13 protein-coding genes are annotated in these 16,836 nt (G+C 44.0%); 7 read left to right on the top strand and 6 right to left on the bottom strand.

The window, feature by feature from the left end:
• Positions 1-527: 527 nt before the first annotated feature.
• From malT to sstT, 7 genes are all read left to right on the top strand, one after another.
• On the top strand, positions 528-3,236 hold the full coding sequence (gene malT / locus H9L11_RS17800; RefSeq protein ID WP_005374834.1) for an HTH-type transcriptional regulator MalT: 2,709 nt from the start codon (positions 528-530) through the stop codon (positions 3,234-3,236).
• A gap of 578 nt (positions 3,237-3,814) precedes the next feature.
• The gene (locus H9L11_RS17795) at positions 3,815-4,732 is read left to right on the top strand and encodes a DUF368 domain-containing protein (protein WP_031778872.1); all 918 of its coding nucleotides are present in this window, start codon (positions 3,815-3,817) and stop codon (positions 4,730-4,732) included.
• A 243-nt stretch (positions 4,733-4,975) separates the two neighbouring features.
• On the top strand, positions 4,976-5,401 hold the full coding sequence (locus H9L11_RS17790) for a hypothetical protein (protein WP_025768641.1): 426 nt from the start codon (positions 4,976-4,978) through the stop codon (positions 5,399-5,401).
• A 9-nt stretch (positions 5,402-5,410) separates the two neighbouring features.
• Positions 5,411-6,025: an SCO family protein gene (locus H9L11_RS17785; RefSeq protein ID WP_005384635.1), complete on the top strand. Its 615-nt coding sequence runs from the start codon at positions 5,411-5,413 to the stop codon at positions 6,023-6,025.
• Complete coding sequence (locus tag H9L11_RS17780; protein ID WP_005384641.1) at positions 6,015-6,323, top strand: PTS transporter subunit EIIB; 309 nt, start codon at positions 6,015-6,017, stop codon at positions 6,321-6,323. The genes H9L11_RS17785 and H9L11_RS17780 overlap by 11 nt, the downstream gene beginning before the upstream one ends.
• A gap of 275 nt (positions 6,324-6,598) precedes the next feature.
• Positions 6,599-7,675 carry a ribosome small subunit-dependent GTPase A gene (gene rsgA, locus H9L11_RS17775; RefSeq protein ID WP_005384642.1) on the top strand — a complete coding sequence of 359 codons (1,077 nt, stop codon included), beginning with the start codon at positions 6,599-6,601 and terminating at the stop codon, positions 7,673-7,675.
• Positions 7,676-8,031: 356 nt separating this feature from the next.
• On the top strand, positions 8,032-9,249 hold the full coding sequence (gene sstT / locus H9L11_RS17770) for a serine/threonine transporter SstT (RefSeq protein ID WP_005374821.1): 1,218 nt from the start codon (positions 8,032-8,034) through the stop codon (positions 9,247-9,249).
• Between the two features lie 65 nt (positions 9,250-9,314).
• Here the strand turns inward: sstT and pdxY are convergent, their stop codons facing one another.
• The 6 genes from pdxY to H9L11_RS17740 all read right to left on the bottom strand — a co-directional run bounded on the left by pdxY (position 9,315) and on the right by H9L11_RS17740 (position 16,765).
• Complete coding sequence (gene pdxY / locus H9L11_RS17765) at positions 9,315-10,184, bottom strand: pyridoxal kinase PdxY (protein WP_205391340.1); 870 nt, start codon at positions 10,182-10,184, stop codon at positions 9,315-9,317.
• Between the two features lie 101 nt (positions 10,185-10,285).
• A complete protein-coding gene (locus H9L11_RS17760; RefSeq protein ID WP_017634469.1) occupies positions 10,286-10,474 on the bottom strand; it encodes an AbrB/MazE/SpoVT family DNA-binding domain-containing protein in 189 nt (62 codons plus the stop codon).
• Positions 10,475-10,621: 147 nt separating this feature from the next.
• Entirely contained in the window at positions 10,622-11,932 is a 1,311-nt protein-coding gene (potE, locus tag H9L11_RS17755; protein ID WP_205391339.1) for a putrescine-ornithine antiporter, read from the bottom strand.
• Between the two features lie 61 nt (positions 11,933-11,993).
• Positions 11,994-14,174: an ornithine decarboxylase SpeF gene (gene speF, locus H9L11_RS17750; RefSeq protein WP_033906657.1), complete on the bottom strand. Its 2,181-nt coding sequence runs from the start codon at positions 14,172-14,174 to the stop codon at positions 11,994-11,996.
• A gap of 410 nt (positions 14,175-14,584) precedes the next feature.
• Positions 14,585-15,031, bottom strand: a complete 447-nt coding sequence (locus tag H9L11_RS17745; protein ID WP_025768646.1) for a helix-turn-helix transcriptional regulator — start codon at positions 15,029-15,031, stop codon at positions 14,585-14,587.
• A 537-nt stretch (positions 15,032-15,568) separates the two neighbouring features.
• The gene (locus H9L11_RS17740; protein WP_033906656.1) at positions 15,569-16,765 is read right to left on the bottom strand and encodes an SEL1-like repeat protein; all 1,197 of its coding nucleotides are present in this window, start codon (positions 16,763-16,765) and stop codon (positions 15,569-15,571) included.
• Between the last annotated feature and the right edge of the window lie 71 nt (positions 16,766-16,836).

The raw sequence follows: 16,836 nt of genomic DNA, 5'->3' as shown, positions 1-16,836 counted from the left end.
GGTTAAAACCCGTTCATGACGCTTTTTATAGTCCACTCATCTGATGATGTGAAAATTGTAATATCGGTCACATTAACTCGGTCAGCGTAGAAGAACTTTTCGTAATCTATGTGCAACGCGATCTTAACGCTAACGAAACAAACGATATTTAAGTGACGACAATCACAAATAAAGGGCGTAGTTGATGGTAAATCCATCAACCCTTGAGAATTAGGAAGTGGATCAAAGTAACGAACATTTCTGATGTCGTAACATCCCACTCAGCTCACAGGATTGTACGCTTTTTATACAAACTAGAATTAGGCGATGTGAGTTATTTCTAGTTTTCGCTAGCTTTTATATCTAAGTGACCGTATGGAATGGTTTTTCAGACGGACGCAAGCCCCAACAGTAGCGACATTATCCGGCATTCAAACAGTGTTTTTGATGCTGATGACATCATTCAGTAAGACGGCTTTCAAGGGGGCTTTACTAGAATGATCACGTTGCTGTCATTTGGGTATACATAAATAAGGACATAACTACTAATGTGGATTCCATCTAAGCTTACTCGACCAGGACGCCTGCACAATGCCATCGTGCGCCCACGAGTGTTGGACTTACTACAGCAAGCGCCTTACTACAAATTGGTTTTATTCCGATCCCCAGCAGGTTACGGAAAAACAACAATGGCAGCGCAGTGGCTATCCGATAAGCCAAACGTCGGTTGGTACAGCATTGATGACAGCGATAACGACGGCTTTCGCTTTGTAAACTATCTGCTTCAAGCATTAAACAAAGCCACCAACTTCAGTTGCGCTAACGCACAAAAACTGGCGGAAAAACGTCAGATCTCGTCTTTACGCTCCCTATTTAGCGAAGTATTCGCAGAAATGGCTGACTTTCATCAAGAATGCTACGTGGTGCTTGATGACTACCATTTAATCACGAATGATGAAATCCATGAATCCATGCGTTTCTTTTTAAAGCACATGCCAGACAACCTCACCGTTGTGGTAACCAGTCGTGCAGCGCCGCCTCTAGGCACTGCAAACTTACGTGTTCGTGATTTAATGATCGAAATTGGCAACGAGATGTTGGCGTTTGATACCGAAGAAACCACTCGCTTCTTTAACCAGCGTATCGCCGATGGTATTGATGAAGACATGGCGAACAGCCTAAGAACCTATGTTGAAGGTTGGCCATCGGCGATGCAGTTGATCGCATTACAAGCCCAACATCAAAACCGCACATTGGCGCAAACTGTAGAGTCGGTATCGCAGTTCAATCACGCGCATTTGTGGGATTACTTGGTCGAAGAAGTGTTTGACTTACTCGATCACGAAACTCGTCACTTTTTAATGCAAGTATCCGTGCTTGACCACTTCAATGATGAGCTAGTGTTTGCCCTTACCCAACGCGAAGATGCACTGGGAATGATTGAATCGCTTAACCGTTACGGCTTATTCATTTATCCGCTCGAAGGGGAACAGAACTGGTTCCGGTTCCATAACTTATTTGGCGAGTTTTTATCGCATGAGCGCCAAGCTCGTATTCCTCAGCAAGAAAAAGATCTCCACCGCAATGCTGCTATCGCTTGGTTACAACAAAAAGCACCACACCAAGCGATTCATCATGCACAAAAATCGAATGATAAGGACTTAGTGGTAGAGATCCTAAACGAATTCGGCTGGAAGATGTTTAACCAAGGCGAACTCAGCACACTGGAAAGCTCAATTAACAAGTTGGACGATGATCTGTTGTTCAGCCACCCAAAACTTACGATGCTCCGAGCATGGTTGGCTCAAAGTCAGCATCGTTATAACCAAGTGGGCCACCTGCTTGAAGAAGCGGAAGAGGAACACAAAAAGCGTAACATTGCGTTAGATATTCATTATCAAGGTCAAGCAAACGCGTTGCTTGCTCAAGTGGCTATCAACAGTAACCAACCAGAAAAAGCTCTCGAATTAGCGGAGCTAGCGCTTAGCCAACTTGATAACACAATTTACCGTAGCCGAATTGTGGCGACTTCGGTTGTTGGTGAAGTTAACCACGTGCTAGGTAAACTAGACCGTGCTTTGCCGATGATGCAACAAACTGAAAAGCTAGCTCGTCAGTATCAGGTATATCACCAAGCGTTATGGGCAATATTGCAGCAAAGCGAGATTTTAATTGCACAAGGTTACGTGCAAGCTGCCTTTGAACTACAAGATTCCGCATTTCGTCTGATTGAAGATCAGCAGCTTCAGCATGTTCCTCTTCATGAATTTTTGCTGCGTATTCGCGCGCAAGTACTTTGGTGCTGGAACCGACTTGATGAAGCGGAAGAATGCGCGTACAAAGGTCTGCAAATTCTCGAAAACCATTCACCAAGCAAGCACTTACATAGCTATTCGATGTTGGCGCGTATTGCGATTGGACGCGGTGAATTAGACAAAGCAGGTAAATTCATTGAGCATATACAGCACTTGATGAAACAGTCGACTTATCACGTAGATTGGACTGCAAACGCTTCACTATCGTTGATTCTATTTTGGCAAGCGCGCGGGAATACCGATGCAATGCAAGAATGGCTCAACACTGCGGTTCGTCCTGAATCGGCATGCAACCACTTTTCTCAATTGCAATGGCGTAACATTGCTCGCGCCCACATTAATTTAGGCCAATATACCGACGCTCGTGCTGCGTTAGATTTTCTCCAAGGTGAAGCTCGTCGCACTAACCTAATCACAGATACTAATCGCAACTTAGTGGTTGAAGCGGTCCTTTCTGCTCGCCAAAAAGATGAGGAGCAAGCCAAGGCTCTGTTAAAAGAAGCATTAGTAATGACGAACCAAACTGGCATGGTCGGAAACTTCCTGATTGATGGTGCAACCATTGGCGGTCTGCTGGAGAAGTTGAGCCTCCGCCATGAACTGGGCGATCTTGAGCGTCACCGTGCTCAACAGTTAATGAAGGACATTTCATCGAATCAACGTAGCCGGTCGATTCACTTTGATGAAGACTTTATTGAAAAGTTGGTGAATCACCCTAATGTGCCAGAGCTAGTACGTACCAGCCCATTAACACAACGCGAATGGCAGGTTCTGGGACTGATTTATTCAGGCTTTAGTAACGAGCAAATCGCACAAGAGCTGGATGTGGCAGGTACGACAATTAAAACCCACATTCGCAACCTGTACCAAAAGCTTAATATTGCTAATCGTAAAGAAGCCATTGTGACAGCTGAAAATTTGCTACAGTTAATGGGATACTGAACTGCTAGATAAACGGGTTAAAACGTAAAGTAAAACACAAGGGTTGGCGTAACACGTCAGCCCTTTTTTATGACTGACAGTAAGAGAGGTGCAATTTGCAAAGCACGTAAGTAACGTTGTTCATATAAAAAAATAGCCAACCGCAATAATCGCGATTGGCTTATATTTAGTGTGAACAAATTGTATTCACTAACAACGTCAGTTGGCTAGGTGACCCTCGGCTTAAGAAGGGTCGAGCAGTATTATGCATTAATCATGCCAAAATGCAAAGACTTATTTTTGGGCACAAGATCTCATATAAGCTGGATTTATTCACGCGCGAATTATCAAAATGCAACTTTGCAATGCAAATTGCAATTGCATAATGCAACCAAGACTGATAATTGATAGTAGAGTTAATCATCTCAAAAATGTAAACCAAGCATTAAAAGCTCGTTACGGCGACATTGTCTCTTGGCGGGTAATAAAGATAGGCAATAGATTGGATATAAAACCAAGTAGTTACAGCACTATTTCATACTTTTTTCATCGCAATGTTTGTATACTCTCTGCCATCGAAACGACTTAGCATTAGAGCAATGAACTACTTAATTACTTTCTTCAAGGGAATCGCCATGGGTGCAGCAGATGTTGTACCTGGTGTATCTGGCGGCACCATCGCGTTTATCACTGGTATTTACGATACGCTGCTTGAAAGCATTCGACGCATTAACCCCTCACTTTTCTCTATCTGGCGAAAAGAAGGGGTTAAAGCCGCGTTTAATCACATCAACGGATTCTTCCTTATCGCTCTGTTTGCCGGCATTTTCACCAGTATTGCAACGCTAGCAAAGTTGATTACTTGGCTTCTTGACACACACCCGATCCCACTTTGGTCATTTTTCTTTGGTCTGATTTTGGTCTCTGTGTATCACATTATTCGTCAGGTTGAGCAACGCGATCTTGTCCGCTTTGTCATTCTGCTCGTTGGTGTCGGGTTTGCTTATAGTATTACTGTGCTCAAACCTTTACACATGGAACCAACGGCCATTAATACCTTATTCGCTGGAGCTATCGCGATTTGTGCGATGATCTTGCCGGGTATCTCTGGCAGTTTTATTTTGCTGCTGATTGGCATGTATGCTCCTGTATTAGCCGCAGTGAAAGGTTTTCAAGTCGATACATTAGCGCTATTTTTGTCTGGCTGCGTGATCGGTTTACTGTCCTTCTCTCACTTATTGTCGTGGTTACTACGCAAGTTCCGTGATTTCACCCTGATGTTTTTGACTGGATTAATGATTGGTACGTTGCCAAAGATTTGGCCATGGAAAGAAACCATCACTTGGCGCACCAATTCGAAGGGCGAACAAGTGCCATTGCTACAGCACAACCTATCACCATTTGAATTTGAACACGTGACATCACAACCTTCTCAGTTAGTACTTGCTGTCGTGATGATGCTTGCAGCCATTGCTCTGGTTTTAGGTCTAGAGAAATTCGCAGACTCAGATAAATGACTTTGGTATCAAACACATACTGAACCAAATAAAAACGGAGCCAATTGGCTCCGTTTTTATTTATTGGCTAAGGGCAAAACATCTCAATTGAAAACTCTGCTGTATTTGATGCAATAAAGTCCGTCGCGTTATAAGGAAGCTGGTCACCGAGGTATAACGCACAATTTACCGAGGTCACGAGTTGGCGAGCGGCGCATCTGTGCTACGATGCTCGTAATGTTAAGTGATAAATGCTGAACCTTAATGAAACTGTTACAAATCGCCGCTGTTTCAGCCGCATTAGTTGCGGGATTTTATGCCCCGACTCTAATAAAAAGCTTTTCTTCTTCCACTCAAAGCAAGTCAATAGATGAATACTGCTTTCTCTCTACAACCTCTTGCGTCCAAGAAAATGTTACGATGACGCTAAACTCAGAAACTGCTCAACCCTTGGTTCCTACCACTCTAAATGTTGAGTGGCATACAAGCGATGCTAAGCAACTCATCCTAAGTCTTTCAGGAAGAGAAATGGAGATGGGTGAGCCTAAGTTTTTGCTGAAGCAAATCGCTCCTGGCCAATATCAAGGTGACATCATTCTCCCGGTTTGCACGGAGGATGCAATGACTTGGGTTGGTGAACTCAGTGATGGAGAGAATACCGTTTACCCTGCTATAAAAATGCAAAGATAAGGAATCGTTATGAGCCACAATTGGTCCCTATTTCTCGTAGCTGCTTTCGCACTCGGGTTTGGCGTAAAGAGCTATTTAGATAATCAGAAAACGAAGCCAGAGCAAGTGGACAGTTCCACCTCTCAACAAACGGTATTGTTTGGGGAAAATAACCAAGCCGTCAATATCTTCGATGTGAATGACCCTCGCATCCGAGTCGTCTATTTTGGCTTTACTCGCTGCCCAGACGTTTGCCCAACTTCTCTTGCAATGCTGGCAGGAGCACTGAATCAAATTGACGACGCGCAAAAAGCACAACTACGCCCGATGTTCATTTCTTTAGACCCAGAGCGTGATGAGGCCGATGCATCAGCAAAATATGCCCATTACTTCCATCCAATGATTGAAGGCCTATCGGCACCACTTGATGTAACGACACCTTTGGCACACAACTATGGTGTCATTTTCCGCAAGACAGAATTGGAAGGCTCGGAACTAAAATACACGCTGGATCATAGCTCTTACTTTTACTTCTTGAAGCCGGATGGCACGTTAATCACTAAAGTACCGCATACGCTCTCACCGGCACCGATTGTTGAAGCCATTTCAAAACTAACGACCGAAGACTCTTCAAATGACGGTTAAGTCAGTGCTGAAGCAATTTTTCAATTTCCTAACTCATACCAACCCCAATGTCGAACAAGACGTCGATACGATCATTGACGCCATTGGGGGCATAGAGAACCTGCTAGAAACTGGTGCATGTGCGACTCGGCTGCGTCTTACCCTCAGAGCGACGTCCGTCATCGATAAGAACGCACTCAAAAATCATGGCGCGCATGGCGTCGTGATATTGGATGATCGTCATGTCCAAATCATATACGGCTTAAAAGCCAACACGTATTCGCAGATTATGGAAGAGCGCATCACAAAACAAAGTTAATATTTTTGCAGTATAGCTACCCTCTTTAAAAAAGGGCGGCTATACTCCTTTGGCTTAATTAACTCACTTATTTATTAACCAACGAAGAGGACACAAGATGATTGTATTGAATAACACTAACTGGGCATCGCAAGGGTAACCCTAACAGCACCAACTCTGTGGCATAGCCACAACTCCCCTTCTCTGCCCGGTCTTCACCGGGGTCAACTCTATCCGAATTAGACCCTAATGCGATTTGTATTAAGGCGCTTTGTTGCGTCTGGGATAATTCAATAATGAATCAAACACATACTTTTTGTGACACATTAGTTTCAACTTCAAACCCTCTAAAACAATTGGGTTGGAAACCATTTTTTCAGCAACAACTGACATTAGACGATTACGACAACACTATCTTTGCTCGTGTAATTGCGCATCACCGAAGTGGTTATTTATTGGCAACAGAAACTGGGCAAGTTCATCTTAATGCCCACCATTCTTTACCCAATATGACCGTCGGAGACTGGGTAATCTTAAATGAAGATCAGCAATTTGTTCGCTTACTGGATCGCTTGAGCCTCTTTAGCCGCAAAGCCGCTGGCAGCAAAGTGGTAGAGCAACTTATCGCAGCCAATGTGGATACAGTGTTTATCGTCTGTTCCCTTAACGACGACTTCAATTTAAGTCGTATTGAACGCTATCTTGCCTTGGCTCATGAAGCCGAAGTCGAACCCGTCATCGTGCTTTCCAAAGCCGATTTGTGTGACAATACTGATGAACTAAAAAGCCAAGTACAGAAGCTCGACCCTCTATTAGCTATAGAGACAGTCAACGGCTTAGAAATAGAGAGTGCTTCTAAACTCATGACCTGGTGCAAAGAAGGACAAACCCTCGCTTTTATCGGTTCTTCAGGCGTTGGCAAATCAACTCTTGTTAATGCATTACTCGGGCAACAAGAACAGGCAACTGGGCATATTCGTGAAGACGATAGCAAAGGGCGACATACAACTACATCGCGCTCTATCCATCTATTACCTGATGGCGGCATCTTGATTGATACTCCGGGAATGCGCGAGCTTCAACTAGCAGATTGTGAATCGGGGGTCAGTGAGGCATTTTCTGACATTGAGGCGCTCGCTCAGCGTTGTCGCTTTGGCAATTGTAAGCACCAAACTGAGCCAGGCTGCGCAGTTCAAACTGCGATTGCAAATGGCAAACTGGAGGTTCGTCGTTTCAATAACTATCAAAAACTATTGCGAGAACAAGCCTTTAACGGCGCGACTTTGGCAGAGCAACGAGCACAAAGTCGACGATTCGGTAAACTTGCTCGCAATGCCATGAGTGATAAGCGCAGGCGCCAACAAAGTTATTAATTTGTTGCGTTTGAGTTGTCAATAAAATCAAAGGAGACGAAAGTCTCCTTTTTAACAACTTTATTAAAAACCATTACTCATAACTAATGATAATTTTCAACATAAAAATCTTATTTAAATAACATTGAGCAAACATTTAATCCAAAAACAAACTAAAACTAGACACAAAATATTACCAAGCTAAGATATGTGATATTCAGCAAGAAAATGGCTGAATTTATAAAAACAGGATAATTGATAATCATGTGTCTTAGTGACCAGAAGCAATGCTCACCCCTTGTAATATAAGGGCATTATCGCCGTGTAATGATGGACTATTGCCCTGCCACTCTGGCATAAAATTGCAGGAATGATGTATGCAACACAACAGCCTCGTTGCCCGATATGCTCGTGGTAACCTCGTCGTCCAGATCCTTGTCGGTATCGTCTTTGGTATTTTGCTCGCGACAATTTCTCCAAGCCATGCCGAAAGCGCGGGATTAATTGGTAGCCTTTTTGTCGGCGCGCTTAAAGCGATCGCGCCAATTCTTGTGTTTATTTTGGTTGCCGCTTCAATTGCAAACCAAAAGAAAAACCAACACACTTACATGCGCCCAATCGTTGTACTGTACCTGATGGGTACATTCTTCGCGGCGCTATCAGCAGTGGTTCTAAGCTTCCTTTTCCCGACCAATTTAACGCTTGTCACCGGTGCTGAAGGTGCAACGCCTCCTCAAGGTATTGCTGAAATTCTACGCACATTGTTGTTTAAACTGGTCGACAACCCAGTAAATGCACTAGTAGAAGCAAACTACATCGGCATTCTTGCTTGGGGTGTGGGTCTGGGTCTTGCACTACACCACGCATCGGCAACAACGAAGGCCGTATTTGAAGATCTAAGCCACAGCGTGTCTCACATTGTGCGCTTTATCATTCGTCTTGCACCATTTGGTATCTTTGGCTTGGTTGCTTCAACGTTTGCGACAACGGGCTTTAGCGCGCTAGCAAGCTACGCACACCTTCTGGCGGTTCTTCTTGGCGCAATGATGATCATCGCACTCGTTGTAAACCCGGCGATCGTGTTCGTTAAAACCAAACAAAACCCTTACCCACTTGTATTCCGTTGTCTACGTGAAAGTGGTGTAACAGCGTTCTTCACTCGTTCAAGTGCAGCGAATATTCCAGTAAACATGGCACTATGTGAGAAGCTAAAACTGGACGAGGATACATACTCAGTATCTATTCCTCTAGGTGCGACCATCAACATGGCTGGTGCTGCAATCACTATCACAACACTAACGCTTGCAGCTGTGCACACTATGGGTATCGAAGTTGATCTACTGACTGCGCTACTTCTAAGTATTGTAGCTGCGGTTTCTGCATGCGGCGCATCAGGTGTTGCAGGTGGCTCTCTACTACTTATCCCTCTAGCGTGTGGCCTGTTTGGTATCTCAAACGACGTAGCCATGCAGGTTGTAGCGGTTGGCTTCATTATCGGTGTGATTCAAGACTCTGCAGAAACTGCGCTAAACAGCTCAACAGACGTTGTCTTTACGGCAGCAGTTTGTAAATCAGAGCAGCAAAAAGCTCAGTAAGACCGACAGAACAAAGAGAAAGGGGAGCCGATGATGGCTCCCCTTTTTTGTTTAATTGCGCTCAATTACGCGGTGACCAAAGCCACCTCTTCAATTGAGAAATGCTTACTTGGCTCAACAAACTCTTGCTGCGCAGCAATAGTTTGCAGCTCCCATTCGCCTGCATGGTACGTTGCACTTAACACCCCGTAGCATGCGTCATGACAATGTTGGAAAGCTTGCTTGGGAGACCAGCCTTTTAAGAGTCCCGCGGTAAAGATAGCTGAAATAAGATCGCCCACGCCAACAGGTTGTTTAGCAAACTCAAATTGAGGACGCTTCGTAAGGTAAATGCCTTCTTGCGTAGCCAATAGCATGTTGAAGCTGCCATTTTCTAGGCAGTAAAGGTGCTTAACTAGCACCACTTTTGGACCTTTTTCTAGCGCACGTTGGCATGCGGTGATCGCATCGTCTAGTGAGTGGATTTCCATCTCAGAAAATTGACTTAGCTCGAATTGGTTCGGAACGATCACGTCCGCCATTGGCATCAAACGCGTTAGAAGATTTTCAGCAATGCCCGGAGCCACAATGCAGCCTTTGTCTGGCGCGCCCATCACAGGGTCGCAAACATAAAGTGCGTTCGGGTTCGCTTGCTTCACTTTCGTCACGGTATCTTCAACAGCAAGGCACTGCTCTGCGCTACCTTGGTAGCCCGTCAATATCGCTTGGCACTTTTCCAGTGCGCCGATGTTACCAAGGCCACGAACTAACTCGCTGATGTCTTCAGCCGCAAACGCTCGCCCAGTCCAGCCTTCTTGATACTGCGTGTGGTTAGAAAATTGAACGGTATGAATCGGCCATACTTCGAAACCCATGCGTTGCATTGGGAAAACGGCACTGCTGTTACCAGCATGACCAAAAGAAACATGAGATTGTATAGAGAGGATACCTTGCATAGTACCTTACCTCTTATTGTAGTTATCGATAGTTCAAAGACAGCGGCAAGCGCCAGTTTTGCGAAACCAGTAGTGTATCCGACAAACCAAGATTCTCTAACTCAATTCTCCTCAATATCTTCAGAGTAAGTTGGAGCGCTGGTTTTCAACACCATCTTCTTAATTTCCATTTTGTCTTTATTCAGTGCGATTTCTAGGGTATCTCCTTCCCTTATCCCGAGCTGAGCCAGGATTACGCTTGGAATGACTACGGCGGTGTCGTCACCGATTTTAACAGGTTGACTTATCATCTTTCGTCCTCCAAATGTCGAAAATGAGTTTTCACGTCATTGGATGTCTAGCCTCAAATACATTAAGCTGACTTGGATTTGGCGTAAATGCCTAAAAGCAAAGAGCCTTCCACACCGCGTTTGGGAAGGCTCTTTCTGTATTATTTTTTAATTTTCTAAAGGCTCATGCTTCGCAGCAATCAGACCGTAAGCACTCCAGCCTAGGAAGGTTACGATAGAGCCCCACATCATCGCTTCGTAGCCGGAGCCGTAAAGCGCATAGAAGCTGTACAGAGAGCCAATCAGAGCGATAACGTTGGTGGTTTTCATCTCGCGCTCTGGCACGTGCGCCACTTGCTGCATAATAAAGATTGCGCCCATACATAAGATGTAAGGAATAACGTTTGTTACTACCGCTAGGTTAACCAGTGCTTCGAACTGCTCGTTCAGCGTTGGAGAAATCGTCATTAGAGACAATACTGATTGGATGATAGTAATCGCGATCATACCTTTGATCGGTGTGCCGCGTTTGTCCACTTGAGAGAACAATTTAGGGAAGAAGCCCGCGTCAGAAGACGATTTGAACACTGACGCGATAGTGAATTGCCAACCCAATAGAGAGCCCGCACAAGCCAATACCGCCAGACCCGCAACCACTTTACCAGCAGCAGAACCTAGCATCACTGTCCATACGGTTGAGAATGGCGCTGTAGAAGCGGCAAGCTCAGAGTTTGCAACGATACCAGAACAGATGTTTGTCGATACAATGTAAACCACAGCCGCGATTAGCGTACCGCCTAGCACTGCGATTGGTACGTTCTTCTCTGGGTTTTCTACCGCTTCAGAGTTCGCACAAGCTGATTCAAGACCAAGGAATGCCCATAGAGTCATCGCAATAGAAGCACTCACCGCTTCACCAAATGGCAAGCTGTGTGGGTTCCAAGCTTCAATGTACATGGTTGGGTTAAACCAGAACCAACCAACAATACCCAATGAACACACTGGTAGGATTACGCCCCACACGGTGAATGTACCAATTTGACCTGTGATTTTCGCACCACCGAAGTTAGCGAAAGTACAAATCCAAAGAATGGCGATGGTGTACAAACAGGTTTCGACCGGAGATAGGGTCACTTCAAAGAATGCGGAGCCGTAACCCACACAGGTAATCGCGATCGCAATATTCGCAATAAGGAGCGACAAACCGTAAGTCCAGCCCGCCATAAACGCACCCGATTTACCGAATGCGTAAGACGCGTAACCGTTCATACCGCCGTCTCGTTTACTAAAGCGACCACATTTTGCAAACACATAAGCCAACGCCAAAGAGCCCGCAGCCGTGATCAGCCAAGACAACACTGAAATGGTACCCACTTGCGCCAGTTTACTTGGCAGCATGATAATACCGGAGCCAGCCATATTGATGAACGTCAGAATGGTTAACTGCACCACCGACATTTTTTTAGTTTCAGTACTCATAAATTATTCTCCACGAATAAGCGGTTCGCACCGAGGCCGGAGCGTGGTGCGAACGGGTAGATTAATCTTTTAGGACATAACAATGTGCGGTAGTGCGACCGTTAACATCTTCAAGGTACACACCTTGAATTTCTGGCGCGAAGCCTGGGAAGCGGTTAATGCCTTCTTCTAGAGATAGGAAGTAATCCACCACCTGTTGAGTCCAGACTTCACCAGTGATCACACAGATAATGCCTGGAGGGTAAGGAAGTGCACCTTCAGCGGCTACGCGGCCCACGGCCTCTTTAAGTGGTAGGTAATTGCATTCACCACGGAAGTATTTGCGTGTTGCTACGTCAGGTTTGTGAACCATTTGTGGGAAGTACTCGCTGCGGAACATCGCTTTTTGTAACTGTTTCACGTTCAGCTCTTTGTACATGTCATGCATTTCCTGACATAGCTGACGGATGGTGTAGCCACGGTAGCGTTCTTTATTCGCTTCGTAGACGCTTGGAAGTACGATACTTAAAGGGGCATCATCACGGATGAATTTTTCGAATCGGTTAATTTGAGCCACAAGGTGACGGATCTTACCCATATCTTCCGCAGGAGTGAGTAGGAACAAGATAGAGTTCAAGTCGCACTTTTCAGGGATGATGCCATTTTCACGAAGGAAGTTCGCTAAAAGCGTTGCAGGAATACCAAAGTCTGCGTAGCTGCCATCTTCAGCAATACCTGCTGTGGTTAGTAGCAATTTACATGGGTCAACGAAGTATTGACCTTCACCGTACCCCTCGAATTTGTGCCAGCTTGCGTTTGGCTCAAACATGAAGAATTTCTTGTTCGTTGCGATCACGTCAGTGTCGTAGCTGCCCCAAGGTTGGCCTTCGACTTCATCTGGAATGAACGGACGAATCAATTCACAACTCTTAAGGATTTCTTTACGCGCTTCGATACCTGTCTTAACCGCATCGCGCCATAAACGCAGACCTGCTTCGCCGTCGTGGATCTTCGCGTTCACATCAAGCGCAGAGAACAGTGCGTAGAATGGTGAAGTCGATGCGTGCATCATAAACGCGTTGTTAAAGCGTTTGTGGTTACAGTAACGAGCTTGACCTTTGATATGGCGGTCTTTTTTGTGGATTTGCGATGTTTGAGAGAAGCCAGCTTGTTGTTTGTGAACAGACTGAGTCACGATCACACCTGCGTCTTCTGGTTTCAAATCCAGCAGCAGTGGTGAACAGTCTTTCATCATCGGGATGAACTGCTCGTAACCAACCCATGCAGAGTCAAACAGGATGTAGTCACAAAGGTGACCTATCTTATCCATTACGTAGCGAGCGTTGTAGATAGTACCGTCATAAGTACCAAGTTGGATAATAGCAAGACGGAAAGGACGTTCATCGCGTGCACGTTCTGGATCCACTTTCGCGATTTGAGCACGAATGTACTCTTCATCGAAACAGTGCTCATCCATACCACCGATGAAGCCCCAAGGGTTACGCGCCGTTTCTAGGTAAACTGGCATACCACCCGCTTGGATTAACGCACCGTGGTGGTTCGATTTGTGGTTGTTACGGTCGAACAGTACCAAATCACCTTCAGTTACCAGCGCGTTACACACCACTTTGTTTGAAGCAGAAGTACCGTTGAGTACGAAGTAAGTTTTGTCCGCGTTAAATACTTTTGCAGCGTGCGCTTGCGCTTGGTGTGCAGAACCTTCGTGGATCAGCAAGTCACCTAAATCCACGTCCGCATTACACAAGTCACTACGGAACAGGTTTTCACCGAAGAAATCGTAGAACTGTTTACCAGCTGGGTGTTTTTTGAAGAACTGACCACCTTGGTGTCCCGGACAGTCAAACGCTGAGTTACCCATCTCAACATAGTGCGTTAATTGCTTGAAGAAAGGAGGAAGCAGACGACATTCGTACTTGGTTACTGCTTCGTTGATTTGACGACAGTAGTACTCAATTGACTGTCTTTCCAAATCGATAACGCCAGTTAGCCAAACGTAATCTTCTGCCGAAACTGGGTTTTCATCCGTTACTAAGAAAACTGGAATACCGTAACCCGTTTCGGAAATCATTTTATGCAGACCTGCTTTAATGTCTGCTGAAGTAATAATAGCCGCACCAACGTCGGTTAATTCAACTTGCTCTAAAGGTTGTAAATGACGATTAAATTGTTCATCTAAAGATTCAGCTAATAAACTGAAGTCTTCTGGCATGTAATTACTAACACCTATAATTAAACGTTTCATTTGGAATATCTCTTTTTTGTTCTTTAAAATTGACAGGTACAGATATTACAAACGAAAACGATATTTAAAATTCAAAAAACAAATTTCGTGATTAAATTTTCATATTTAAAAGTCTTATTTTCTCGAATTAAAATTTCGCGATCTTTATCACTTTCCAATTGATAGCCCAATGATATTGAAACCAGGCTTAAAAGGAAAAGTAATTAAAAATTGTGTGACCACAGCCATTGTTGTTAGAAATAAAATATCAAGAAAATAATTTTTTGAGATTTCCATCACTATATAATTATTAGGACTATATTATTAGGAATGATAAATATTTTAATTTTAACTAAATTTAAACACATAATAAAAAAGCCATCAACACATGTATTGATGGCTTTTTACTTTAGGTGCAAAGGAAACACAATTCAATTAAATAAATGACTATCTAGTTTGACTCCATCATTCGACCATTGCTGATAACGTTTTACAGACATGCCTGACGAGTACATAGTGTGTTTACAATCCATGCACTCGACAAAATACAAGCCACTCATGCCAGCCATAACGTGCAGTCTACGGCTATCGCAACGCTTACAGGACAAGCGTTTTACTTTGGTATTGACGTCAATACGACGAGCAAAGTTTAACGTTTCATGAGAACATAAAGCCTCAACAGCACTATCTTTAAATGGATGTTCACTCAACAAGTAATTAATGGCGTAATCATACACCGGGGGGATTGAAGATTTTCCACTTTCAATATTACTTATTTTAGCGACGGAAACACCTAATAAAGAAGCGAACTCAGCCTTACTGTACTCTAAGATAAACCTTGAAGAGATAAATTTATCTGCACTAATGATTCTCAACATACACAAATCTCTAATATAAATAAAAACAGAGATAAAAAATTATCTCTATTTATTATGAAACATGTAATGAAAAAGTTACTTCCTAGTGTAATTCTGCATATTAACTATGCTATTTTATTTTTACGTTATCTTGCGCCTAATTAATCATAAAATCAATAATCGACACCTAAATATAAAAGAACAATTTAAGATTTATAATAAATTTTTTAATTTACATTATTAGATAAAGTAATGAATACTATTCACCTATAAATCGGGGCATCAAGTATTGCTCTTCAATCATTATTACTATCAATTGAAAAGGCTTGATCTAAGCCCAATAGCGGAAGTAAATAAAGAGGGAAAAACCTCTTTTTTAAGGTAAACAGATCCCATCTTAGTTAAGTACTAAAAATATGTTGAAAAATCGCATAAATAGTATGCACATCAGTAAAATGACTGCTTAAGTAAGCTTACATTCTGTTGTCGTGACTGATAGAGATACTGGCAAAAGAGCAAAAGAAAAGCCTCAATCTTGAGGCTTCTGGATAAGATAGGTTATGGCTGAAGGAAGTTTTGAGTGAAATCGAGCGCATCTTTAGAGAGTTTTTTTTCGTTGGGCGATGTGCTTGCCTGGTCTTCTGCTGTTACCGTTGTCATCTTAGGCTGAAAATCTAGTGTTGATGTCTCCTCCCAAGCTTCGGAGGCGTCTTTATTCTCATCATTCAACACCGCATTGAGCTCCTCTTCCGCAGGAAAATACGCTTCGCGTTTGTACACTTTGTTAAGGGCTCGAATAATAGAGTGCTTTCTCACCATTCCTGAGGCCAGTTTTCTTTGCAACGGCTTCGCTATGGACTGCAATCCAACGACAACATCAACACCAATATTGGTTGCCACTTCATCACGTAACGTACGCGCAGGTTGGTAGCCCATATTGGCAGCAAGAAACAGCCAAACGTAAGCAATTGCATTACCCGTTTTACCTTTATCCTTCCACGCTTCGCCAGCATGATACATCGCTTTAGCACTGCCACCTTCCGCGGCCCGTTCTAGCCAGTAGCAACCTTTAACCATGCTTTTTTCTGTACCAATGCCATTTAGGTAACATAAGCCGACTTGGATCTTGCCATCCGCACTGTCTTTTTCCGCCGCTTTCATAAACCAGTAAAGCGCATCTGCACTGCGTCCTGCACTATTGTCTGGTGAAAGCTGCCATTCCCCCATATAAATCATGGCATCAATGCAGCCTTCTTCGGCGGCAGTTTCAATCAGTTGGTTACCTTTTGGGATATTTTTTTCAGTTCCTCGACCAAAGACCAAGGCCTTGCCCGTCGAAAATTTCGCTTCGGTATCCCCTTCCATTCCCGCAATTGCGGTACGCCAGAAGTTTGCCTGCTCTTTTAAAATCACATCTTCGCGCATGCGTTCACTTAAGCGAACAATGCCATACATCCCCGTCACATTGTCCAGTTTAGCGGCTTTATCATACCAATACAGCGCTTGACGAATGTTGTCCTTTTCGGCTTCTTTCGCTAGAAATAAAATGGTGGGGATATGCCCGGTTTCTGCTTTGAACTCTCGCTCTTTACGCTCTTGCTCTCGCGCTTTATGCATCGCCTTTCGATAAGCGGCTTCGCGAGCTTTCCTCTCTGCCTCGAGTCTCTGTTTCCGCATCGACAACGAGATCATCCACACAAATATCAGGACGAGTGAAAGGCCAGTTGCCGCAATGGCAATGCCCATACTACTCATAAATAGCCTCTTTTGGTTTCAGGGCCCAATTCAACTCCCTTTCAGGGAAATCTTATGATTACGCGCCGACG

The sequence above is a fragment of the Vibrio sp. sp1 genome (assembly GCF_016920955.1).
Taxonomy (GTDB): Bacteria; Pseudomonadota; Gammaproteobacteria; order Enterobacterales; family Vibrionaceae; genus Vibrio; species Vibrio alginolyticus.
The sequence above is the reverse complement of the archived record's forward strand: the minus strand, read 5'-3'. Positions and strand labels throughout refer to the sequence as shown.